The following is a 23,787-nucleotide window of genomic DNA, read 5'->3' as shown; positions in this document are numbered from 1 at the left end:
CAATTCACCGGGCGTTTGCGGGCCACGGAGAAAAAGCACACAAACAATGCTTCTCTCCTGATCAGTCAGTTGCAAACTTCCGAACTCGGTATTGCAAAAGCGATGTCGGTACTTACTCACACGAGCCCCGGTATCTTCACTGACAAGACGCTCTTTTAAAAGAGAACCAAGCGTCTCCTTAACCTCAGCCTCAGTCAAACTGAGAACCGGCTCACGGTTACTCTTCTGATTACAGGCATTGGTCAAAGCATTGAGCGACAGTGGGTACTGATCCGGTGTCGTACTCTCTTTTTCCAGAAAACAGCCAATCACACGGGTTTCATTCAGAGACAGAGACATGTCCACCATTAATATCCTTACTGACAAATGTTGATGGTTGGCTTATACCATAAAATCAGTTTTTATAACGAGTCGCCCATCGCTTGGTGATTTCTCCGAAATAGTCAGGGCTAAAGACCTTAAACAGCCATCAAAAGAAACACAAAGCAATTTTAACAACACCAGTCTGTCTGTATGACGGGTGCAATTAAAAGTGTCCAAAAAAGAAAGTCGAAATGGTTATAGCTCTTAAGATAGTGGAGCTGCAGGAAATACCCGCGCACCGTCATCCCCGCGAAGGAGGCTGTCGCAAAAGGTCATTTGTGGTTGGTTCCCCGTTCAGGGGAGCCGACGAGCGGACTCACCAAACACCTCCAGGCTACATGGCGGCTGGGTCATGAGTCGGCTCGCAAGCGAACCGACCTACGTCGAGACAGCTTTTCACCCTTTTGCGACAGCCTCGAAGGCGGGGATCCACTGCCAGCGATGGATTCCCGCCTTCGCGGGAAAGACGGCAGTAGTAAAATCAGTATTTAAGACCTTTTGCGACAACCTCTTAATCACGATGAAACCTGAGTCGTATCAAGGCATAGCCGCAGGAAAATCCAGACCTGTCATTTCATCAAGCCCAAACATGATATTCATATTCTGAATCGCCTGCCCTGCAGCGCCTTTTACCAGGTTGTCAATCACTGACAGAATCACCACTGTATCGCCACCCTGAGGCCGATGGACAGCTATACGACACTGATTGCAACCACGTACAGAGCGGGTTTCAGGATGGCTGCCGACAGGCATCACATCCACAAACGGCTCACTCTCAAAGGTATTCTCATACAGCTTTTGCAGATCAATTCCACGATCTTTCACAGTGCAATATAAAGTGGAATGAATACCGCGAATCATCGGGATCAAATGAGGAATAAAGACCAGATCACCACTAAACGCCTGAACTCCGTCTAATGGCATACGCTCAATACCCTGCTGAATTTCAGGGAGGTGACGGTGGCCGGGAACACCGTATGCCTTGAAAGATTCTGACGCTTCACAGAGCAGAGTGCCAACATTAGCTCCACGACCAGCACCACTGACACCGGACTTGGCATCCACAATGATATTACCACTGACCAGCCCTTCGCTGACCAAAGGTAATAATCCCAACTGGGTTGCGGTTGGATAGCATCCGGGATTGGCGACCAGTCTGGCCCCGGCGATCTCTGCACGATTCATTTCCGGCAGACCATAGACAGCCTCTTCCAGTATCTCCGGGCAGGCATGTTCAATGCCGTACCACTGCTGCCACAGACGGGTATCACTCAGACGGAAATCTGCCGCCAGATCAATAATCCGAACGCCAGCAGAAAGCAGCTCTGGAACAGATTCCATGGCAATGCCATTCGGTGTTGCGAAGAAGACCAGATCACACGACGACAGATGGTTACTGCCAGAGCCAGAAAAGTCCGGAAGAGAAAAACTCAGATCCACTTTTCCCCGTAAACCGGAGAACAAGTCGCTCACTGGTTTACCCGCTTCAGAGCGTGAAGTGATCATGCTCAGCTCAACATCCGGATGAACCGACAGCAGCCGCAAAAGCTCTGCACCGGTATAACCGGTTCCTCCAACAATCCCCACTTTAATCATCTGATGCTTCCGCTACTTCTGGATTATTATTCGACCATAGACCGATCATCTTACTATTAACTGGCCACCAAAGCAGGCTCATCAAAGGAGAGACAATCCCAACCAGAAACCATAAAGGCCCGGATATTGCCATGACTGCTTCCATCAGGCTCCAAAAGCACCTCTTCACGATAAAACCGACCAAAACAGGCTAAGGTCTCCTTCGGGCTAAGGTCATGAATCCGGGCAAAAGCAAAGATTTTACAGGAACCCTCATTATTGCTCGCTTCGTTGATCTGACAGAGTGCTCCCCTGCCATTCACAAAGCGTGTGGGGGTATAGTGATAGTAATCCGCAATAACAGACATCACCGCTTCAAACTCAACCAACCCGGGCTGAAAGCGGATTTGTTCCAACAATTCACTCAGTATCACTGACTGTAGCCTTCTTCACTATGAATGGAAAAACAGTATAGCTACTTAACGTTTCCATGAAGCAGGCATTCTACCCATCATGTCAGAAGGACGATGAATCAGCAGTTGAGCATCTGTGGGGGATGCTGCCTGGACAGAACCGGTCATAGCCCATGAGCTTAACGAAGCTACTCTGGCACTTTGTTCACTGGTAGAAATGCTGCAGCCACCAACAATTAACAGGCTCAGTACCCGGGGAATAAGAGAAACAAGCTTTTTCATTGTTATTGTCACCTGTTGTTCTTATGGTTTTTGTTTTATCTCATCATACGTTACCCACAACCAACGGCGTATAGTCCAAATTGCTGAACTTACTGTTTTTTTAACGGCGTAATCAGGTCATTCAATCCATTAATCTGAACTTCCAGAGTCAGTGCCAACAGCTTGCCCAACGCCCCCTCCGGAAACCCTTTTCCAGCAAACCAGAGAAGGTAAGGTTCTGGCAAATCAATCAGCCGACGCCCCTGATACTTACCAAACGGCATGGTTTGGTTGGCAATTTTGACCAGGTCTTCTTTCTCAAACATCCGATTTTTCCCGGAATTGATAATTCATTTATTACAGTAACAGGCTGATCAGCCATGGCACCAGAAGCGGCATATAGATAGCACACAGGCACATCCCCAGGCTTGCATAGACACCCATGGTCAAGTCGAGTTCAAAAGCCCGCGCTGTGCCTCCCGCATGGGCATTCACGCCCATGGCAAATCCGATAGCTCTTGGATCAGTCACACCAAACCGGCGACACAATGCAGGCCCTACCAGAGAGCCGTAAACGCCGGAGATAATCACAACCGCAGCCACCAGCGGAATAATAGCGCCGTATTGTTCACCCATCACCAGGGCAACCGCCGTGGTGACAGCCTTGGTTGAAATCGACAGTACTACCTCTCTTGAACCACCTGCGGCAATAGCCAGCCCCATACCAAGAAGAACTGCCAGCAACCCACCGATCAGCAGTGAGCACATAAGAGGCCCCGCCAATTGCCTGAGCGTATGAAGCTGCCTCGAAAGCGGAACGGCAAGAGAAACGGTAAAGGGTGCCAGAAGCATCTTCAGCAGCTCACTGTGCTTCGCATACATTTCAGGCCCAAGTGGAGAAAAGCGAATAACCAGAAATACCAGAAGACTGGTGGTAAACAATGGATGAAACCAACCTTTGCGCCCCATACGGATAAAAAACTTCTCCGCCAGCAGGTATGCGCCCAGGTTTATCAATAAAATCGCAACCGGGTTATTAATTTGCCGCAGCAACAAACCATAAAAGAAACTGATGGCCTCATCCATGATGATTTTCTCCGCTTTTCTTTGCAAAACGCCGGAGAAGCCACTGGAGTAATACAGCTGTTAATACCAGGGAAACCGGAGTCGCCACCAGCATGGCCAGAGCAATAGGTAACCACTGTTGTAAGAGAAGGTCGCCCAGGAAGAAGATGCCAACACAACCCGGGATAAAAAGCACAGCAAGATAGCGGATACAAAACTGACTCACATTATCCAAAGACTCACTGACGCCTCCAGATACCTGTAAATAAATAACCAGACAGATAAGCCCCATCACCGAGCCCGGCACAGGCAGACTGAATGCGTCGCTTATCACATCACCCAGCACGGTAAAAAACAGCAAAGTGACAATTCCCGACAACGTTCCTGATGGCATCGTATGACCTCTCCTGAAGCAGACATACGCTGCTTTCTATTACCTGTTTATAGAATTTACAGTCTCAACAAACCGTATAAATACTGACCAGCGGCATATGAAAAAGAATATTGACGTGTTTTACCGGTAGAGAGAGCCAATGACAATCCGGTAAACTGCCAAGTCTGCCATCATTGAAAACACGCTTAAACGGATACTGAAGCTCATAGACCCGGAATAGTCACATTTCATCCACTTTATATGCAAGGAAGCAAAATTGTCCGATAAACGTTCTGAACGTGAAACAACATTTACAGGCATTACCAGAACAGCTACCGGACACCGTCAGGTGAGCAGGGACAGCTTTCATGTTTAAGAAACCATCGATTAAGAATCTAAGGCTTCGTCTGGCCCAGTCAGAAGCACTGCCACAGCTCACTCTGATGGCGCTGATTACCGGCTTTCTGGCAGGAGGGCTGCTTATTGCCTTTGAAGAGCTACTGTTTTTTTTCGGGATTTTTTCACAGCGCTCACTGATACCCGAATCTATCTTTGCAACGCTGGCATCCGTAGAAAGCGGCTATGAAGCACTCCCGCCGCTGGCTCGTTTTCTGTCGCCTATTGGTGGAGCCATAGCGCTTATCCTGTTAATCAAAAGCTGTCCGCCACAGCGGAGAACCTTTGGTATCGCCCACGTTATCGAGCGTTTAACCCTGAACAGAGGCTGGCTGCCCATTACCAGTACCATCACCCAGTTTTTCGCCGCGCTGATAGCACTGATCAGCGGGTTCTCAGTGGGCAGGGAAGGCCCTGCCGTTCACCTTGGTGCCGGAGCCGGTAGCTTTCTGGGACAGACACTGAAACTTCCCACCAATACTTTGGGTGTACTGGCAGGCTGTGGCACTGCTGCAGCCATTGCTGCACTGTTTAATACCCCTATGGCTGGAGTGATCTTTGCCATGGAAGTCGTCATGAAAGAGTACTCGCTGGAGAGTTTTATTCCTGTGATGGCATCCGCTGTTGTGGCTTCAGTACTGACCCAAACGGTATACGGCCCAAACCCTGCCTTTCAGATCCCGATTATTCCATCTGCCACTCCGGAAGAACTGGTTATTACTGCCATTACAGCAATCATCATTGGCCTTCTCGCCGCAGCATTTATTCAAATCAATCTCTTTGCTATTCAAAAGCGCCAGCAAAAAGTCGCCTTGCCACTATTAATCGCTGGCCTCCTGATGGGCATAACCGCCGTACTGGTTCCAGCCACCATGGGCATTGGCTATGACACTATTGAAGTTCTGCTTACCGGCGAAGGGTTAAACCTGCAGTTTCTGATTATTCTGCTTGCTGCCAAGCTGATTATTACCGCCCTGGTTATTGGCCTTGGAGTTCCCGGAGGAATGATTGGCCCCTCACTGATGCTGGGAGCCACAGCAGGTGCCTGCAGTGCTTTACTGGCTGAACAGTTTTTAAATATATCAACGACCAATATCACCTTCCATGTAATCACTGGAATGATCGCCATGATGGCGGCTATCTTCCAGGCTCCTCTGACGGCACTGATCACTGTGCTGGAACTCACCCATAGCTCACAGATTATTTTGCCTGCCATGGTCGCCATCGTAATCGCCTGCCTGACTTCAAGCCAGATTGGTAAACAACAGGGTATTTTTGCCATGCAGTTTCTTGCCCGTGGTCAGAATACTCAGCTTTCACCAATGGCCCGGTTACTGAACAGAACCGGTGTTGCCAGCCTGATGGACACCCGGTTTATCAGTTCTTCGAGAACCACGGACTTATCAGCACTGCACTCTTTAATAAACGACAATGAAACAGTTCAAAGTAGCCAGTGGATTCTGGTTGAAGAAAACGATCAGACCCTGGGTATTATTCCAGCCAGCACTGTGAAAACAGTGATTACACCTTTAGACAATGGGTTGACTGACCTGACGGCTCATCCGGATTATCAGTCAGCAGTCATAATACCCATGGGCGCAACAGTCCATGAAGCCTTGCAAAAAATGGAACAACTGGCCATTGACCACCTGCTGGCGTCTAATCACCAGAAACTGGCAGATTCACTCTCTGTGCGGGGAGTAATCTCACGCAGTAGCATAGAACGTTACTGCCAGTGCCAGAACGCTTGCTAAGTCACCTTACTATTATCATCTATCCGCATTAACCAGCGTTTTATTTATGAAAAATAATATCTCAGATATAGAAGCTGGCTTTTCAAACTCCGACTATCTTGAGTACTCCTATTAATGAAAAAGGATTCATTTAAAGATTTTTTTAGCCATCATCAGGTCAGGGAAGAACAGTTCAGGCAACCGGAAGCAAGAAGCGAATAATAAGGCGAGGTGTTAGATTAATGCCAGCAGTCCTCAGTAGAATGGCAGTATGTTCTGATGCAAGGTTGAATCAGAGCCATCCATCGGGAAAACATAAGAAAGCCAGAGGCAAAGCTACCGCAAGGTCTGGTGGACGAGGTGTCGGTCATTCAGATGAAAAAAACAGCCCCAGAATCAGAAATGAAAATACAGAAAAAACCTCAAACTCTGGAAGGCCCGCTGCGCAACGTAAATGCTGGACCTCAAAAAAGGCTCCGGTAGATAAACTTTCAGTTTCAACAGTAGTGAAAGCTGTATTGGTAGGTGGAACCATTCTCTCAGGCCATTTCGCGGGTGCTGCGTCTTTACTGCCATCGCCTAACGGGACTGCTCTTGCGCTACCTCCTGCTAACGGGGCTGGGAGGCTGACTGCCCATTCCGATGGAAATACGAATACACAGATATGCACCCAATCGCAAGTTTTCGATTCAGAGCAGTATATTACTTGCAATAACCGTGTTCAGAATCTCATACATGCTAATGCTACAAATGCTAATGACCTAAAGCATTGCCTTGAGGCTAAAAAGACTTGTAATTATAACGTCCTGCAGACGATAGATGACGAAACAGTAATAGATTACAGCAGAAACGAAATAGGAGGCTGTAATCCGGAGTTACAGCAGATAAACGACTGTCAAAAGAACCAGACAGTACTTAACACTCAACTAAACAGTTGCAAACAGGAGGTGGATCAGGCGGTGAAGGCGAGGAATCAACTGGAACAGTGCAAACAGGAACTGGAACTGAGCAATAAACTGGAACTGAGGAATCAACTGGAACAGTGCAAACAGGAACAGGAACAGGAACAGTGCAAACAGGAACAGGAACAGGAACAGGAACTGAGCAATAAACTGGATCAGTGCAATCTGCAACTGAATCAATGCGAGCAGGAGCAAAGCCAGAGTTCACTTGGCCTCCCCTTTTGGCTAATTTTAGGTATTGCTTTGGGTTCTGCAGTCTGCATTTGCGGCGTATGTGCATTTTGTAAAAAAAGTCAAAAAGGCCAGAACTGCATTGATAAGCTGACCAGACAATCGCAGAAATCGAAGAAAGCTCACCACGGTAGTGATTGTGAAATGCGTGAAACCCATTATCCGCTAATGAACAACATAATCAACCAACCACAAAGAAGAGGTTCTTCCTCATTTTGAGTGGGTAATTTTAGTGACTCAACCCACTTAGACAGAGGAATCACCAGAGAAGCTCTTTAAGCCTGTCACTCATTCCAAATATACGCCCTATGATGTTTATGAATTAAACCCAAAGCAGGGTCGAATCCCCAGGCATTTTCCGCTAATCTCACCGGCTATCAAATCAAAATAACGATCGGCCACAAGGGAAACTTATGCTCTTGCTCTGGATAAAAGCATTTCACATCATTGCCATGGTCTGCTGGTTTGCAGCCCTCTTTTACCTCCCCAGACTGTTCGTCTACCACGCCATGAGTGAAGATCAGATCAGCCGGGATCGCTTTGTTATCATGGAAAGGAAGTTGATGCGGGGTATTGCCACGCCCTCCATGATTGTCACCCTGATTCTTGGTCTGTGGTTATTACACTACATCCCCGGTTATCTGAGTGCCCCCTGGATGCATGCCAAGCTGACTCTGGTTGTTCTGACCATGGGCTACCACCATATATGTGCCCGGTATATGAAACAGCTGGCAGCGGGAACCAGTAACCATAGCCATAAATTTTTCAGGGTTTTCAATGAAATCCCCGTAATCTTTCTGGTGGGTATGGTAATTCTGGTGGTCGTTAAGCCTTTTTAGTGATCCGGGCATGCATGCCAAAAAAAACCACAGTCCTATTCAGGCCAGCCGATAACCTTTTCCGGGGCATTTATCGAGACTGGCCATCATGGATGAAACATTCTACAAACTCATTTTTGAAGGAGAAACCCTGCCGGGCTTTAAAGAAAAGCATGTCCGGAAAAACCTGAAAGAGCTCCTGAATACAGACAGGGAAAAGCTGAAACGGCTTTTCTCAGGCAAACCTGTGATTATTCGCAAGAATCTCACAGCCGACAAAATCCGGCCCTACGAAAGAGCCATGATCAAGGCTGGAGCGGCCTGTAGAATCATCTCCGTTAATGGTATCGAAGAGTTGGCCCCCACTTCACAGGAAGCCGTTATCCTGGAAGATCAGACCCAAACCGCCAGACCATCAAAAGCCCCCCGTAAATTCCAGCTAACTCCCAGAATGGGGCGAGTCAGATTTACCGCTTCACTCTGGTTAGTCGCCCTGTTGGGCGTGACCGCCTGGTGGTTACCAGAGCGGCTGACTCCCCATCTGGTGCCACACTTCCCTTCCCTTGAGTCGTTATACCTTACCCTGGGTATTTCAGCACTTGCCTGCCTGACTCTGTTAGTGGTTACCGCCAGACGACTTCATGATATTGACAGCAGCGGCTGGAGAATCCTTTTGCTGTTCATCCCGGGAGTAAACCTTCTTTTTATTCTGTGGCTAACCTTTTCCTCCGGCACCAAAAATACCAATAGGTTTGGCCCAACCCCCGAGCCAGCTGGAAACATCGCACAACTTTTTGGTCTATGGGTTCCATTACTACTGGTTATTGCTTCTGGCACTTATGGCTGGCTTCATCAGGAAGAATTACAGCAGCTGGCCTCCAACCTGCCAGAAATGATAACCCAGTTGAAAATCCCCCTGTTAAAGTAGGACCGTCAGGGCTGCTGAAGATTTGTCCGGAAATAAAACGAGCGTTACCTGCTGCCCGCTGCCCGCATAAGCGCAAGCGGCTCCGGCTGTTTCAGGCATCGGGGATGTGGGGAGCGTTTAAAAGCCACTATGACATTGGTGAACAATTAACCACTCTTTTTCAACATTTCTGCCACGATATACGCATCAATACGCAGTCCACTGACACAGGTCAATGGTTATAATGTTTTCCACACCGCTTCTCTACTTTATACAAGCCGTGATCACCTTGTGTGATCGGTTCAGGCCGCTGCATTTGGCGATATTCGTGACGATCCGCTTAAATTAAGAGCATTACACGGGAATTTTCGGAAACTGCACGGCCATTTTCACTGACACCCTTTTCACCCGTAAGGCACTGGAAATAATTTCTATGAGCAAAGACAGCGTTCTGGTTATTAACTGTGGCAGTTCTTCCCTGAAGTTCGCAGTCATCAACCCGAAAACCGAAGAGGAAAGCATCAGCGGCATCGCCGAGCGCCTCGTGGGCAACGAAGCCTTTATCACCTGGAAACTGAACGGTGAGAAGCAAACCATCAATCTGGGTGCTTCTGGCCATGAAGGCGCCATCGAAGCACTGGTTGGTGTTCTGCGTGACAATAACCTGATGGAGCGTATTGAAGCCATCGGTCACCGTGTTGTTCACGGTGGTGAGAAGTTTACTGCTTCCACACTGATCAACGATGAAGTCATCAAGGGTATTGAAGATTGCAACCACCTGGCTCCTCTTCACAACCCGGCTCACCTGCAGGGTATTCGTGCCTGCATGAAATACTTCCCGGGCCTGCCGCAATCTGTTGTGTTTGATACGGCTTTCCATCAGACCATGCCAGCTGAAAGCTACCTGTACGCTATCCCTTACAGCCTGTACAAAGAGCATGGCCTGCGTCGTTATGGCATGCACGGTACCAGCTACCGTTATGTGGGCCAGACTGCAGCGGATATGCTGGGCCTGGACTACAGCAACAGCGCTATCCTGATCGCCCACCTGGGTAACGGTGCCAGCGCCTGTGCCGTCAAAAATGGCAAGTCCATTGACACTACTATGGGTCTGACTCCGCTGGAAGGCCTGGTCATGGGTACTCGTTCCGGCGATATCGACCCTAACGTATTCAGCTTCCTGAACAAGCAGTGCGGCTATTCTCTGGACGAGATCACCGACATTCTGAACAAAAAATCCGGTCTTCTGGGTCTGTCTGAAATGGACAACGATTGCCGTGTAATCGAAAATGCAGCAGCCCAGGGCAATGAGCGTGCCCAGCTGACTCTGGATGTATTCTGCAACGTTCTGGCCAAGAAACTGGCGGGCTTTGCTGCCGAGATGGGCAGCATTGACGCACTGGTGTTCACTGGCGGTATCGGAGAAAACTCCGGCACTATCCGCAAGAACGTGCTTGAGCGTCTGTCCATCTTTGGTTTCGACATTGACGAGAAAGCCAATGACGAGACCTTCCGCGGCAAGAGCGGTGTTATCACCAAGCCAGGCTCCACCGTTGCCATGGTCGTAACGACCAATGAAGAACTGATGATCGCCCGTGATACCGAAGCCCTGATTGCTGGCTAAACTGGTTAACACATTGATTATTAAAACAACAGGAGGTGTATGCCTCCTGTTGTTTTATCTGTGTTTTATAAGTGTTTTATAAGTGTTTTATAAGAAGGATTTTTCCGGATATGCGTACCTTTTTCCTGGCGCCAACCCGTTACGGTGTTGGCCTGACTTCCGTCACACTGGGTCTGGTTCGGGCGCTCGACAACCTGGGCCTCAGAGTCAAATTCTTCAAGCCCATCGCCCAGCTGCATGTGGGTGACACCGGACCTGAGCGTTCAACCAAACTGGTTCAGCGCATCATGGATCATGAGCCACCCACACCCCTCACCTCCCACCGTGCTGAAAATCTTCTGGGTGATAACAAGGGCGATGTTCTGATGGAAGAGATCGTTGCCCTGTTTGAGCTGGCCTCTCAGGATTGCGATGTTATCGTCGTGGAAGGCCTGGTACCTACCCGGGACATGCCTTACGCAAACCGCCTGAACAGCAACATCGCCAAGACCCTCAATGCCGATATCATTCTGGTTTCCGAGCCAGGCAATGACTCTCTGGAAGATCTGGCCGACAAGCTGGAAATCGCTGCCGACAGTTTTGGCGGCATCAAAAACCCCAACGTTGTGGGTTATGCACTTAACAAACTGAGCCCTGAGCTGGTTGCCCGACTGAATACCGACGGTCATTTCCAGAGCCTGCCAGAATTTGCCCGCAAGCCATTCCAGCCACTGGGCTACATTCCTTTTAACAATAACCTGGCTTCACCAAGAACCATGGATATTGCCCAGCACCTGAAAGCTGAATTGATCAATCCCGGCGAAATGGATACCCGTCGGGTGACGTCTTACACCCTGAGTGCCAGAACCCCCACCAACATGATCCACCACCTGAAGCCGGGCAATCTGATCATCACACCCGGCGACCGTGATGATATTATCCTGGCCACCTGTATGGCGGCACTGAACGGTGTTCCCCTGGCTGGCCTGCTGCTGACCAGTGGCATCAAACCATCTGAGCCGGTGATGGAACTATGTAGCAAAGCGATCAGCACAGGTCTGCCAGTCATGCTGACAGAAGAAGACTCATACTCAACGGCTACCATGCTGGACCGTCGCCATAACGAATTACCAATTGACGACACTGCTCGCATAGAAATGGTAATGGATACCGTTGCTGCCAACCTGAACACCGAGTGGCTGAAGCGGCAGTGTGCCGCACTGGCAGAGCGAAGACTTTCACCTCCTGCGTTCCGTTACCAGCTGGTGCAAAGAGCACAAAGTGCCAAGAAGCGGGTGGTGCTGCCAGAAGGTGATGAACCCCGTACTATTCAGGCAGCGGTTATCTGTCAGGAACGCGGTATTGCCCAATGTATTCTTCTGGGCCAGCGCAGCGTTATTGAACAGGTGGCCAAAGATAATGGAATTACCCTGCCAGATGGTCTGATCATCATGGAGCCTGAAAGCATCCGCTCCCGCTATGTGGCGCCTATGGTTGAGCTCCGCAAGAGCAAAGGCCTGACTGCACCAATGGCTGAAGCACAACTGGAAGATACGGTTGTGCTCGGTACCATGATGCTGGCTCTGAATGAGGTGGACGGTCTGGTTTCCGGTGCGCTACACACCACCGCCAACACTATTCGTCCTGCCTTCCAGCTGATTAAGCCGAAAAAAGATGCTGGAGGACTGGTGTCTTCTATCTTCTTCATGCTGATGCCTGATCAGGTACTGGTATATGGTGACTGCGCAGTAAATCCAAATCCGGATGCCAATCAGCTGGCGAACATCGCCATCCAGAGCGCTGACTCAGCCATTGCTTTTGGTATCGAGCCACGGATTGCCATGATCAGTTACAGTACGGGAACATCCGGTATTGGTGCAGACGTCGATAAAGTTCGCGAAGCCACTGAAATCGTCAGAGCCATGCGCCCTGACCTGATCATTGATGGCCCTCTGCAGTATGACGCCGCTTCTGTTGAATCGGTTGCTCAAACCAAAGCGCCGGGCAGTAACGTTGCCGGTCGTGCTACCGTGTTTATCTTCCCGGACCTGAACACCGGTAACACCACCTATAAAGCCGTACAGCGCAGTGCAGACGTTATCAGCGTTGGCCCAATGCTTCAGGGTCTGAACAAGCCCGTTAACGATCTTTCCCGTGGTGCCCTGATTGACGATATCGTCTATACCATCGCCCTGACTGCTATTCAGGCTGAAAACGATTAAAAAAACAAAAAACGGGAGAAATCCCGTTTTTTTATAATTGCAAAAAATCTTCGCAAAACAGTATCTTCACAAAATATCCGCTCTAAGGATGAACTTTTTACAATTTACTGAGTCTATACAGAAGAGAGGGTTAGATTACTAAAAACTCCAGATAAATAATCCCAGGCAATAGCAATAGACAGTGAATAAAATATTTCAGGCTGAACGAATGAAAGCGCCCCTGACTTAATGGTTAGCTTATCGCTTAATTGTTAGCACTACTATTACGGCTTTGCCAGTTTAAAGAGAATCTGAATACAAAGAAAAAACAAATAGTAATAATTAACCACTTAACTTAAAAGGAGTTAAATAATGAAGGCATTAAATTTATTTACACTTCCACTTATAGCGCTTATTTTTTCACTGAACAGTTTTGCCATTGATGATGATACTCAATTGCAAGATCTGGCAGCCATCCCGGATATATCAGCTTACTTACAAGATCAGCATACCAGATATCAATCAGATGTAAGCAAGCTAGACAGCGCACGAAAGGGTGAGTTTACCGAAATAAATGATGAGCTCCTGTCCCGGTTGAGCTGGCAGGAAGTGATGGCCTTCATCAGGAATGAGTCGACAAATATTGAGACAAACAACATTGTCGAAAACTTTTTTGGATGGGATGAAGGTTACATAAACCGACTGAAAAACATGCAACAGACCTATGATACTTTTTATTTCCTGTCTGTTACCTATCCTGCTCGTGTGAAGAAGCTTAAGAGTCAATATCGAGGTTTCGCAGAGAATAAAAAAGTAATTATTGACACCCCGAGAGGTGGAGAAAGATACACTGATAATCCAATTAACCCTGCGCGAGCTGTATTTCGTAAAAATAATGACAGTCTGTTTGACAAATTCAACAGCCTTAAGCATGAGGATGACAGTAGCCAGAGCTATATTGGGCAGCAACAGGATCGTACCATTACCGGGCTGATCGGTTTGGTTACTGCCAGAAAGATAGCGGCCATGGGAGATAATGCCAGCAAAGAAGCGCCTGAAAGAAAGGAATGGGAGCAAATGCTGGTACAGTCGGCAGCGGATGAATTAATCAAAATACCCGATGCGGTTGCCACGGAAAAACGTAAACGCGAACAGGCCAAAGCTGAGGATGAAGCGAAAAAAGCATGGGCGCCCATGGGCGGTATCGTTGAGATTTCCCGCAGGAGGGACCGGGGCGACCAGGAGACACTGGAGGCGGCACAGGCTTTGTCAGCCCTCCCGTTATTCACCGGAGAATTGGTTACTGATATCCTTGACACCCCCTGGATCAAGCCGGTGTTGAACCGTCGGGCGGCATATAGAGCGGATATTGCAACGTTGCTGTCAGCCCGCCGTGGTGAAAACCAAACAGTCAGTGCCAGCCTTCTCAATAATTATGGCTGGGATATTACCCTGTCCCTGTTTCAGACCCACCAGAAACACGGACTGGTAGACAAGGTAATCCAGAACACCTTTGACTGGGATGAATCCTATGTACGTCGTCTGGATGTCATGAACACGGCCTTTACTATTTTTGATCGGGGAGGCCATGAAAAGGGTGAAAAAACCTTGCTCACAGCGTTTACTGAACTTGATAGCATTCATGGCGATGAACCCTACTACGGCCAGGGGCTCGATCAATTAGCGATCGGATTGATGGGCTATGCAGTTGACAAACAATACAGTACCTCTGCAAAAAACCTCGATCGACAGGACTGGCGCAAACTGATAATGGAAAGGTTTTACGGTCCCTTGCTTCCCTTAATGTAGATAAGATAAAGAGATGGAATAAACGACAGTGTCTGGCTTAACACACAAGGCAGAATCATCGGAGATCGTTTATCCATCCTGGCAAAAAAAAGTCGGGCATAGCTGCCCGGCTTTTTTGTTACTGTCAGCAAACGGTCACACTCTCTCTTTATACTCTAAAAATTATCGGCTAAAACGGGTGTGATTCATGTCCGCCTTTTTATAAAGCCAAAAATAGGGTAGTTTGAAAGAGAACCGTTCTTTGTCACTTATTTCACAAATAAGAAAAAACAAAGTACTCTCACTTCGTTAAGACTTCGTTGTCAATAAACCAACAGGGAGGCCGATAACTCTATCCTATGTCCAAAAAGAAAAAGCAATGTACGGTACAGGAAGTACCAGGAGAAAGAGTATGTCAACAAACAATAATACTGAACATCAGAAGGGCCATTCTTCAACATCCATCATCACCTGCCCGGATTGCATGCACCACGCCATTGAAACAATGCCTCAAGATGCCTGTGTTTATCTCTACGAGTGCAAAAGCTGCCAGAAACTGATTACCCCACAACAGGGAGACTGTTGTGTTTTCTGTTCTCATGGCAATCAGCCATGCCCAACCTCACTGCGGGATAAAAAAGCCTACGCTGAAATGCCCCCTTACCGGAAAGAAATAGTTGCTAATCATCAATAACCTCACCCCCGGCTTTATAAAAAAAGCCATATCCAGTTGACGATCCCGTCACCCTTTTTTTGAAAGCCAGTGGTTTTGAAGTATCTGCCTATTTATATGGGCAATGCTTCTCTGCTCCCGGGTGCTCGCTTTGAACGAGACTGAGGCGCAATCTCGCCCCCTTTAGGGGCGGGTCAAGCCGAGACTACTTTCTTTTGCTATCGTATCACCGGAATCCAACTACTATTAACCTTCCGCTTGACCAAGAAAAAATAAAAATGCTTCAGGGTATCCGACTCAGGGCCAATCCTACAGACAGACAAAAGCTGGATCTGTCTCAGTGGATGGGTTGCGCCCGGTATATCTGGAATGCCAAGTGTGACGAATATCGTTATTACAGTACTGACTAGAGGACGTAGAGCCAATCATAAGCCGGTAAAGGGCAAGCCCTCTACTGCAACTGCCTGTGACACACCAAAAAAGAAGATAACGGCTGTTATTTCGGTAGCTGCTTTATTGGAAGCTCTGCCTTTAGGCCTTTAGGGGCGAGTCGTTCATCTGGCAAACTATAAAACCATGCGTCAACGACAACAGGAACAAAGCTAAAAAGACTCGTAATCTATTGTTAACCAATAAGCATTACTGCCGCTATTTAAATAAGTGATTTCTAAAAAAGCATACTAAAATCAATGAAAGTCAGAAAAACCCTGATTTTTCCACTGGAAAACCAAACGCCTGAGAACTTGACCAGGAACTCGCTGCTTTACCGTGCAGCCAACTGGCTGGAAACTGCCATGCGTGCTTTACAGGAACATAAAGAAGCAGAAAAAAGAATGGAGAACTCTTCATTGGCACCGGCACCGGATAACCAGCTTATCACTCCACCGAGGCACTTCGCCTTTCGACGACACCTGATGAAATCCAGATGTTTTATGCCGGTCAGAGGACGCTTACCCGTCTGCACCAATCTGAGGCGCATCGGCCCTCACCACTGGTAACCAACCCCCATCTTGACCCGGCTGTCTGTTTTCTTCGTCTTATCTACAGGATCACTGTCATAGTCCAGAATATGCGTCAGATTCCAGGTAATGTGATCCGTCAGCCCAACTTTTATTCCCTGGTTAATATTCACCAGTGTCGTTGACTGATTTAACCGGAAGAACGTTCGGCTATTGGCAAAATACTCCCAGTTATTGATGATTCGTGTTCGATAATTAAAAGCCCAGGTCAGCGCATAATCCTGTTGTGAGTCATTAGCCTGATATTCCTCCCAGAGCCGGCTGATACCGCCACTGGTTTTCAATGCACTTCCTGCCGCTTCCCAGAATCGGTAACCCAGCGTTCCACCCAGTGATGTCCGTCGCTGCAAATCCTCTTCTGAGTCATGCTTCTGCTCTGCAGCTCCCTGGACAAACCAGTGTTCATCAAGATAACGACTATAGGAGTAGCCAATGACCCATTCCGAGTTTTTTACACCGTCATCATCTTCAGTTTCGATATCCCAGTAAAAGGCATTTTTATTCCACTGATCATCAACATTCAGTTTCCCTTCAACACCGATCAGCAACTCATCGTCATTACCGGATTTACTATCCAGCATTGCAACAAGCTTGCCGCCCAGCTCCCAGGTATCCGCTAAAACCGGCTTTTCAATGTGGATCGAAGCCACTGGCCACACTGCAGAAAACGACCGTTTTCGTCCACTCTCATCAATGACGGTCACGCCGGTTTCCTGACCTTTAAAACGGCGCAAGCTGACTTTTTCTTCACCAATCAGGCTGACCCAGAATGCTTTATCCGAATCCAGGGCGGATACATAGCGCCAGTCCAGTTCAATAGTACCTGCATATTTGGTTTGCAGACTGAGCTTGCCAGCATCCAGCTTCATAATGTCGCCAGACAAAACATCGCCATTATTCATCCAGATGGTATCGGCCCATACCGGGCTGATGGAAAACAGGCACAAAGTCCCCAATAGTCTGAACAAATAACGAAGGCTCCTTTGGAGCAGCATAGAACGAAGTTCTCCCGAACAGGTTATATCCACCGGAAAAATGCGAAAGAATCCACAATAATGGTTTGCAAATCAATGGTAATTACAACTATATCTTTTCCTTTCCCATTCCGTACTTTTCCAATATCCTGAAATCTGTTGTTTGTAATGGAGAGCCAGCGTTGACTGCCCCCTTTACCCCTTCGCAAGTGTGGTATCTGCTCAGCCGGATTCCAAAAGGTTATGTCGTCACCTATGGGCAATTGGCCGATATGGCAGGAGCCCCCGGATATGCCCGTGTTGTAGGCAATATTCTCAAGCAGATGCCGGCAGGGACAGACCTTCCCTGGCACCGGGTTATTAACCGTAAAGGTCAGATTTCTTTTCCTGAGGGCTCAAGCCGATACAACCTGCAGAAGCTCAGGCTGGAGCAGGAAGGCGTTGCGATCTCATCGGGAAAAATCAATCTGAAAGACCACCAATGGCATGGAGAGTAAGTACATGGATGGAGCTCCGGAAGATATTGCACTGGCTGTAGAAATTATCCGCCAGCTTGAAAGTCTGGATTACCCTGAAAAAAGTATTCTCAAGGCGATGGTTCATATATGCCTGGATACGCTCAGTAAATTACCCGACGATGGAACCCGGGAATTTTGGCGACAAAGGCTGATTACTGAATTAATGGCGTCATCAGACAACAAGCCCAGAGATACCCATTGATAAGGAAACGTCCTTAAATAACTTACCCATTTTAACAAACGCTGCCCGCTGCCCGCCTCCGGCTACCCGAAAAAGCCAGAGCCGCTTGTGCTTTTGCGGGCAACGGGAAACGGGCAACGGTCTTTTACAAGCCTCAGTAAAATGCGGATCTTATTTCGAGACAATGCCTTAGTGACTTTAATAGGTGCTTCAGAAACGTTAAGCGCCTGAAAACTGCCGTCTATCTATATGAACATAGCTGAGTTTATGAAGATGAAAAATCCCATGGATTCGAAGGAAACATCTTGAATGAGTTCAGTATCTTTTCTGAGAATCATTACTGTTATTCCGTATACGAATATATACGACTGTTTAAATATAGCTGGCAGCGTATTGTTGGCGAAAACCCACGCTATTTATATGAGAATAATTCCATGGAATCTGTACACGGCCACAATGTGCTTAACCTGGTGAAGGAACAGGAAAGCGCACTGACCAGAGATGCACTTCTGGCAGCCATTGCTGAGCAGTTTGGCAATACCGCCCGCTACCACACCTGTTCAGCCAGAGACCTGACCGCTGAAGAATTACTCACCCAGTTTGTTGAAAAAGGCAAGTTGGTTGAAGCTCAAAGTGGCATCCAGTACAAAGGTTGTAACTGTCATTGCCACTGACTAGAGACAGGAAAGCCCGCTAGACGGGCTTTCCTGGTTTGAGATCTCAATATCCCTACCCTCAATGCAAATAAAAAAACCGGCAACTAGTACCGGTTTCGAAAATTTTTTTATTGTCGCCTGTCTCATCTTCGTGGCCAATCAATCACCTCCCCCGCGATCAAAGGCCTTTACTGGAGAAATCCCCCTTCTCTTTTCTCCATCAGGCATAAGCCATATTACGTATTGTTTTTTTCTGCATATTGACCCACGTCAACATTACATCATCTTGACAAACTTATCGGATTTTTCCCGCCAACGTCGTACTGTTTTGTCAGCCCTTCACTCAATGAATCCTTCGAGAACAAATCTTAATAATGGCTGCCGACCATGCCGATACTATTTGAGTCTGTTGATATTTCGCTACTCTCGGAAGGAACCATGACGATCAAGAAACTACCCATCATGATCCTGCTAGGGTCCAGCTTCTTTACTTTATCAGTAATGAGCAGTTCCAGTGCCAGAACCTCTGTTTATACCATTGAGGACGATCATCAAACCGTTGCTATTAAACAAAGCGCTTTTGTCGCCAAACCACCCGTAATCCGGTCAAATCAGGACCTGATTGAACATGCCCTCAAATACGGAATGCTCGCTGATGCCTATCAGAAAAGTTCCCGGGGAATGATCACTGAGGGCTATCGCTATCAACTTCGTCAGCTTTATCTAACCTGGCTTCCGAAAGCACTGGAAACCCCGGGGCAGACTATCGAACTTGCCAATGAATCAGCCTTACAACAGTGGCAGGAGTTACTGGATCAGGCTGAATATTCTGACACCCGGAAAACCCAATGGATAGAAATGCTCACCGGGCTGTTGGAAGAATGGTCAGACAAGCATCAAAAGCAGGCATTTTCACTAAAAAATCAAGAGACTGTTCTGAGTGCATTCAACAATAAGCTTGGCGAATGCAGCCAGCATTTGAATAAGCCTGCCAGCAGTGACTTAAAACAAAGTGCCTGCCACAGTATGGGGAATATTACCCGCCAAATATCGGATCAGGACAGTTCTCCTGAAACGCTGAATTCGGCGATGAAGACAACGACCTACCGCTACATTGAAAACCTGGAAAAAGTGGCGTCACTACCCTACTACAAGGCTTACATTAAGAGCAGAGCCGCCTTTAACGACATTCTCCGGGACCGACTGGATACCGGTTACAGTTATCAGCAGCTATCTCAGATCCTGCAGCTTGCCGGTATTGATTACCCGGTCATCTACCAGCATATTCGGGAACTGTCACTGCGCCACCCCGGCACCTGGATTCAATAACTTTTCAGGGCTTTCTGTTTAGCAGAAAGCCCTCCTTTCAGGTTAAACTCCGCTATTTAATCGAGCAAACGATTTATGGCACTGAAAGCAACCATCTACAAAGCTGCAGTCAATATTGCGGACATGAACCGCCATTATTACGCAGATCATGAACTGACCATTGCCCGTCATCCTTCCGAGAGTGATGAGCGGGCCATGCTGAGATTACTGGCATGGTCACTGCACGCATCGGATGACCTGTCGTTCACTCGCGGCATCAGCACCGATGATGAACCGGATATCTGGCAGAAAAATCTCAGTGGTGAAATTGAAACCTGGATTGAACTGGGTCAGCCCGATGAAAAACGCCTGCGTAAGGCCTGTGGTCGTGCCAAACAGGTGTTTATCTATAACTATGGAGGACGAACGTCCGATATTTGGTGGCAGCAGTGTCAGGAGAAAGTTCAGCGCTTTAATAATCTGCATATCTACCGCATTCCTGCTGAAGCCAATGCACTGGTCAACCTCATTGATAAAAACATGAAACTGCACTGCGTTATTCAGGATCAGCAGATATCCATTGGCAATAATCAAGAAAACCTGACACTGGAAATTGACCGGCGTTTTCCCATTGACTGAAAGTTAATTACCGGCTTCGGGAACATAAATACTTTTTATCAGTCTAATATGGCAATTATAAAGTCAGAATCATTATAGGTGTAGGTATGCTCTCGCAGATGTTATCAGACCCTTACCCATTAAACGGGCAATATCCTGCGAGGCAAAATCATGACTCTACAACCGGGACATTTCCTGCCACATCCGCATCGGCTTATTCTCAGCCTGTCGACCAAGATCTGAACCGTCGAAAAATGGTAGCGTGTCATCACCTTAAACGTGAATTACCAAGATTACCAAGATTACCAAGGGCTGTGGGTTATCCTGAAAATAACAGGAAAAATTCTTCCGAAATCCCGTTAACCACCGGGGCATGCCATCGCACACAGCCAGAAATCCTTAATTATTTAGAGCCTAAAACTAAAGCTGATTCTCGCAGTGCTCTCTCCCTTGCCATCAGGCAATCTGCCTGGCCCCCAAAAAATGAAAATCAAAAGAGGTTAACCTTTGTTTTGTTACACAGGCTTATTCCCGGATTAATGAAGATCCCGGAGGGAATAAGCCATAGGGAATGGCTTCTGCATTTAAGAGATTTGATAAACTGGCATGATATTCATGGACTTACGGCACTGAAAGAGGCCGCAAGGAATGGTGCACTGCCCTGTATCAAACCATTAGTTGCTATGGGTGCCAGCCCATGGCAGGAAAAGATCACGACATCATTGCACGAAGCCTTATTTAAAGATAAGACATACCAGGGGGTAACTCGTTACGATGTACTAAAGGAGTTGCTTGAAGCCATACAGACGTCAATACCACTCAGTATTGATAAGGCGGTCAACTTAAAACCGGTTCCTTTCCCAAATAAAACCATTAAGGAAATCGACAAGAATTCAAGGCGAATTCTGGAATCCGAAAATACAGTCCTTAATGAACTGCTGTCTCGAAAAGAAATCCCCTTCGATGAAACTGACCAGATTGCCAGACTTCTACTTCGGTTTGGTGCCAATCCCCTGATAAAAAACGCTAACGATGAAACTGCATTCAGCCTGTGGTTCCGCCATCAAAATCTGGAAGCAGAACTGTTTGAAGCTATGATCAAAGCAGTACCCCTGAAAGATCTGGGGCTGATATTACAAAAGCCATGCAAGATACCAGAGGACTGCAGGGATGTGGTTTGGCAGCTCATCCAGCAAAAAATACAAGAAGCAGAGAGGCAATCTCCAGTGCTTTACTTTTCGGATTCTAAACGGTCAACATCACCAGACAATATCGGCTTATCTGGCAACATGTTTGATGATACAGGGCTGATCTTTCAAGAACCATGTAAGATACCAATGGAATCCAAAGGTAAGATTCAGCCGCTTATCCAGAGAAAAATCCAAGCCTCTGCTCCAGACACATACCCATCTACTGATGCTTCTCAGGAGACATGCCCATATCCTCCAATATCTTCAGCAATGGAACAGTCAACATCGTCATTGAACAGCCAATCAATAAATGAGCTCCTGGAGACATTGAATGAACTACAAAACGCGCAGGAAACATCAAATAGTGGAACTCTGCAAAGCGACCCCGTCGCAATGATTATGCAGCCTGTAACAGACATTAATACGACCATTGCGACTAAACTCACCCAGCTTCCTTATAGGCCAGAGCAGAGCCCGGAAACGAACGGTAATGTTAATAAAGGGGAAGCTTTTAATTCCTTTGGTAGTGACATGATAAACCTTGTAACTGATAACATGATAAACTTTGTAACTGATAACATGATGGAAAAAGAACAAAAACCGGTATCAGGACGGCAGGATATCTCTGGTAGCCAGTATCAGGTGTACCTTGATTTCCAAAAGGAGTTAGAGGCGACAACAGAATCCACTGATCAGCCAGCATTAGCCAATGCTGATAAAGAAAAAAGAGCAGGGTCACGTCTGATGATCGCTTCGATATTTTGGCAAGAACTTAGCCCCCCCACGGGTGTCGATTCATTAACATCGCGGCCTGATGCTACGGACTTATCGCCAATGATTAATCATGGTTCCAATGTGAGGCCTAAACATTTCCAGCCTTATGATGTTGATGTGCAAGCAAAAAAAAGGCGCATAGAAAAACCGGAGTAATATCCCTGATGATCACCTTTCTTCTTCAGGAGACGAATTAAGAAAAAATCCGGGTTATGAGTTCTAAGCCTATATACCACGCTAATTTAGCGGCACAATTTCCAGCCAGAAGGCCTGAGTGGTTTTCTGCTCCATCGAATCATCATCAGTACCAACAGAAATATTGAAACGCAGCCGTGAGCCAGCAATACCCTGATGTTTAAGATACTGCTGGATAGCGGTTTTCTGCACCTCCATTTTCTGCTGCCAGACGTCCAGTTCCGCCAGAGTTTCAGGAACAGGGCTGTGAATAATAAACAGTGCATTCATTGCTGAATCACCGTTCATCTCTTCAACAAATAATTTCAAATCTGAGCTTTTAACCAGTCCATCATTCAGGCGCAGTTTCACATTGCCGCGGGATTCTCTCTGCTCACTGACTTTCTCAACTTTATAATCAGAAGGCTTGAACACATCGACCAGAGTATAAACTCGACCATTACCCCGCCGCACAGAATAGACCGAGTAATAACTGCCCTGCTTTTTCCCGATAAAAAAGGCCTGCTCTTTATCCTGGCCATAAAGGGTTGATATCTCAAAAATATCATTTGCCCAGAAGTTGCTGGCACCGCAGGAAAAGCTACGACACTGAAAGAGAGTCTCGACGCCCTGGTCACGCAACTGATCAACATAAAAGTCATAGCCCTGACTGCTGCTATGACCGGGCGGCAATAAATACAGAGCTCTATTCAGATGACCATCAAACCACTGCGACCCATCAGAGGTAACAACGCCATTAACTCTTTTCATACGACTGGTGATCACCGGATGATTCTGCCGGTCTTCATCAGCAGAAAGCCGCAGGCCGGCATTGGGAAAGGGCGGAAGCTCAGAACCATAACTGAACTGGAAAGGAGTCATTGACAGGAGCAGTAAACAACCTCGCAAAATATCAGAGGTTGCATTACGCCTTTGATCAGCCTTAAACCGAGTAAGACACCATGTAATCACTTTATTCATAGAACAATCCAAGGCCTCCCCCATAGTCTCAT

Annotated in this window: 26 protein-coding genes; 17 read left to right on the top strand and 9 right to left on the bottom strand. The window is 47.3% G+C overall.

From position 1 onward, the window contains the following. From RM811_RS15550 to RM811_RS15520, 7 genes are all read right to left on the bottom strand, one after another. The coding region (locus tag RM811_RS15550; protein ID WP_402526044.1) for a DUF480 domain-containing protein at nt 1-345 on the bottom strand (345 nt) is incomplete at its 3' end. 555 nt (nt 346-900) lie between these two features. Further along, complete coding sequence (gene argC / locus RM811_RS15545) at nt 901-1,959, bottom strand: N-acetyl-gamma-glutamyl-phosphate reductase (RefSeq protein WP_402526037.1); 1,059 nt, start codon at nt 1,957-1,959, stop codon at nt 901-903. Between the two features lie 56 nt (nt 1,960-2,015). Beyond that, nucleotides 2,016-2,372 carry a HopJ type III effector protein gene (locus tag RM811_RS15540; protein ID WP_402526034.1) on the bottom strand — a complete coding sequence of 119 codons (357 nt, stop codon included), beginning with the start codon at nt 2,370-2,372 and terminating at the stop codon, nt 2,016-2,018. A 45-nt stretch (nt 2,373-2,417) separates the two neighbouring features. Next, nucleotides 2,418-2,633: a hypothetical protein gene (locus RM811_RS15535; RefSeq protein ID WP_402526032.1), complete on the bottom strand. Its 216-nt coding sequence runs from the start codon at nt 2,631-2,633 to the stop codon at nt 2,418-2,420. Nucleotides 2,634-2,722: 89 nt separating this feature from the next. Further along, nucleotides 2,723-2,938, bottom strand: coding sequence for a DUF3820 family protein (locus RM811_RS15530; protein ID WP_402526029.1), 216 nt, complete (start codon nt 2,936-2,938; stop codon nt 2,723-2,725). A 31-nt stretch (nt 2,939-2,969) separates the two neighbouring features. Next, nucleotides 2,970-3,698 (bottom strand): LrgB family protein, encoded by a 729-nt coding sequence (locus tag RM811_RS15525; RefSeq protein WP_402526027.1) that lies wholly within the window; start codon nt 3,696-3,698, stop codon nt 2,970-2,972. Next, entirely contained in the window at nt 3,691-4,071 is a 381-nt protein-coding gene (locus RM811_RS15520; protein ID WP_402526024.1) for a CidA/LrgA family protein, read from the bottom strand. Before RM811_RS15520 ends, RM811_RS15525 begins: the two co-directional genes overlap by 8 nt. A 347-nt stretch (nt 4,072-4,418) precedes the next feature. On the opposite strand from RM811_RS15520, the gene RM811_RS15515 reads away from it, so the two are divergent. The 11 genes from RM811_RS15515 to RM811_RS15465 all read left to right on the top strand — a co-directional run bounded on the left by RM811_RS15515 (nt 4,419) and on the right by RM811_RS15465 (nt 16,360). Further along, the gene (locus tag RM811_RS15515) at nt 4,419-6,200 is read left to right on the top strand and encodes a chloride channel protein (RefSeq protein WP_402526022.1); all 1,782 of its coding nucleotides are present in this window, start codon (nt 4,419-4,421) and stop codon (nt 6,198-6,200) included. 221 nt (nt 6,201-6,421) lie between these two features. After that, the gene (locus RM811_RS15510; RefSeq protein WP_402526020.1) at nt 6,422-7,591 is read left to right on the top strand and encodes a hypothetical protein; all 1,170 of its coding nucleotides are present in this window, start codon (nt 6,422-6,424) and stop codon (nt 7,589-7,591) included. Between the two features lie 194 nt (nt 7,592-7,785). After that, nucleotides 7,786-8,211 (top strand): protoporphyrinogen oxidase HemJ, encoded by a 426-nt coding sequence (gene hemJ, locus RM811_RS15505; RefSeq protein WP_402526018.1) that lies wholly within the window; start codon nt 7,786-7,788, stop codon nt 8,209-8,211. An 88-nt stretch (nt 8,212-8,299) separates the two neighbouring features. Continuing rightward, nucleotides 8,300-9,118, top strand: a complete 819-nt coding sequence (locus tag RM811_RS15500; RefSeq protein ID WP_402526016.1) for a DUF805 domain-containing protein — start codon at nt 8,300-8,302, stop codon at nt 9,116-9,118. A gap of 412 nt (nt 9,119-9,530) precedes the next feature. After that, on the top strand, nt 9,531-10,721 hold the full coding sequence (locus tag RM811_RS15495; RefSeq protein ID WP_402526014.1) for an acetate kinase: 1,191 nt from the start codon (nt 9,531-9,533) through the stop codon (nt 10,719-10,721). A 110-nt stretch (nt 10,722-10,831) separates the two neighbouring features. Next, nucleotides 10,832-12,922, top strand: coding sequence for a phosphate acetyltransferase (gene pta, locus RM811_RS15490; RefSeq protein ID WP_402526012.1), 2,091 nt, complete (start codon nt 10,832-10,834; stop codon nt 12,920-12,922). 351 nt (nt 12,923-13,273) lie between these two features. Beyond that, nucleotides 13,274-14,710, top strand: coding sequence for a hypothetical protein (locus RM811_RS15485; RefSeq protein WP_402526010.1), 1,437 nt, complete (start codon nt 13,274-13,276; stop codon nt 14,708-14,710). Nucleotides 14,711-15,101: 391 nt separating this feature from the next. Continuing rightward, nucleotides 15,102-15,383 (top strand): GDCCVxC domain-containing (seleno)protein, encoded by a 282-nt coding sequence (locus RM811_RS15480; protein WP_402526008.1) that lies wholly within the window; start codon nt 15,102-15,104, stop codon nt 15,381-15,383. A gap of 257 nt (nt 15,384-15,640) precedes the next feature. Further along, nucleotides 15,641-15,772 carry a helix-turn-helix domain-containing protein gene (locus tag RM811_RS15475; protein ID WP_402526005.1) on the top strand — a complete coding sequence of 44 codons (132 nt, stop codon included), beginning with the start codon at nt 15,641-15,643 and terminating at the stop codon, nt 15,770-15,772. After that, the gene (locus RM811_RS15470) at nt 15,732-15,905 is read left to right on the top strand and encodes a hypothetical protein (RefSeq protein ID WP_402526047.1); all 174 of its coding nucleotides are present in this window, start codon (nt 15,732-15,734) and stop codon (nt 15,903-15,905) included. The genes RM811_RS15475 and RM811_RS15470 overlap by 41 nt, the downstream gene beginning before the upstream one ends. 146 nt (nt 15,906-16,051) lie before the next feature. Next, nucleotides 16,052-16,360, top strand: coding sequence for a hypothetical protein (locus tag RM811_RS15465; protein ID WP_402526003.1), 309 nt, complete (start codon nt 16,052-16,054; stop codon nt 16,358-16,360). On the opposite strand, the gene RM811_RS15460 is transcribed toward RM811_RS15465, so the two are convergent. Beyond that, nucleotides 16,348-17,376 (bottom strand): DUF481 domain-containing protein, encoded by a 1,029-nt coding sequence (locus RM811_RS15460; protein WP_402526000.1) that lies wholly within the window; start codon nt 17,374-17,376, stop codon nt 16,348-16,350. The two genes, RM811_RS15465 and RM811_RS15460, sit on opposite strands and share 13 nt — an antisense overlap. A 161-nt stretch (nt 17,377-17,537) precedes the next feature. Here RM811_RS15460 and RM811_RS15455 point away from each other — a divergent pair, with 161 nt between their 5' ends. The 6 genes from RM811_RS15455 (at nt 17,538) to RM811_RS15430 (ending at nt 22,756) form a co-directional block, all read left to right on the top strand. Beyond that, complete coding sequence (locus RM811_RS15455) at nt 17,538-17,852, top strand: MGMT family protein (RefSeq protein ID WP_402525998.1); 315 nt, start codon at nt 17,538-17,540, stop codon at nt 17,850-17,852. A 4-nt stretch (nt 17,853-17,856) separates the two neighbouring features. Then, the gene (locus RM811_RS15450; protein WP_402525996.1) at nt 17,857-18,075 is read left to right on the top strand and encodes a hypothetical protein; all 219 of its coding nucleotides are present in this window, start codon (nt 17,857-17,859) and stop codon (nt 18,073-18,075) included. 284 nt (nt 18,076-18,359) lie between these two features. Continuing rightward, nucleotides 18,360-18,728: a YecH family metal-binding protein gene (locus tag RM811_RS15445; RefSeq protein WP_402525994.1), complete on the top strand. Its 369-nt coding sequence runs from the start codon at nt 18,360-18,362 to the stop codon at nt 18,726-18,728. A 369-nt stretch (nt 18,729-19,097) separates the two neighbouring features. Next, nucleotides 19,098-20,039 (top strand): hypothetical protein, encoded by a 942-nt coding sequence (locus RM811_RS15440; protein ID WP_402525992.1) that lies wholly within the window; start codon nt 19,098-19,100, stop codon nt 20,037-20,039. 75 nt (nt 20,040-20,114) lie between these two features. Further along, nucleotides 20,115-20,657 carry a YaeQ family protein gene (locus RM811_RS15435; RefSeq protein ID WP_402525989.1) on the top strand — a complete coding sequence of 181 codons (543 nt, stop codon included), beginning with the start codon at nt 20,115-20,117 and terminating at the stop codon, nt 20,655-20,657. A 572-nt stretch (nt 20,658-21,229) separates the two neighbouring features. Then, nucleotides 21,230-22,756, top strand: a complete 1,527-nt coding sequence (locus RM811_RS15430) for a hypothetical protein (protein WP_402525986.1) — start codon at nt 21,230-21,232, stop codon at nt 22,754-22,756. A gap of 81 nt (nt 22,757-22,837) precedes the next feature. On the opposite strand, the gene RM811_RS15425 is transcribed toward RM811_RS15430, so the two are convergent. Then, nucleotides 22,838-23,755 carry a DUF4892 domain-containing protein gene (locus RM811_RS15425; protein ID WP_402525985.1) on the bottom strand — a complete coding sequence of 306 codons (918 nt, stop codon included), beginning with the start codon at nt 23,753-23,755 and terminating at the stop codon, nt 22,838-22,840. Nucleotides 23,756-23,787: the final 32 nt, after the last annotated feature.

The sequence above is a fragment of the Endozoicomonas sp. genome (genome assembly GCF_031844845.1).
Taxonomy (GTDB): Bacteria; Pseudomonadota; Gammaproteobacteria; order Pseudomonadales; family Endozoicomonadaceae; genus Endozoicomonas.
The sequence above is the reverse complement of the archived record's forward strand: the minus strand, read 5'-3'. Positions and strand labels throughout refer to the sequence as shown.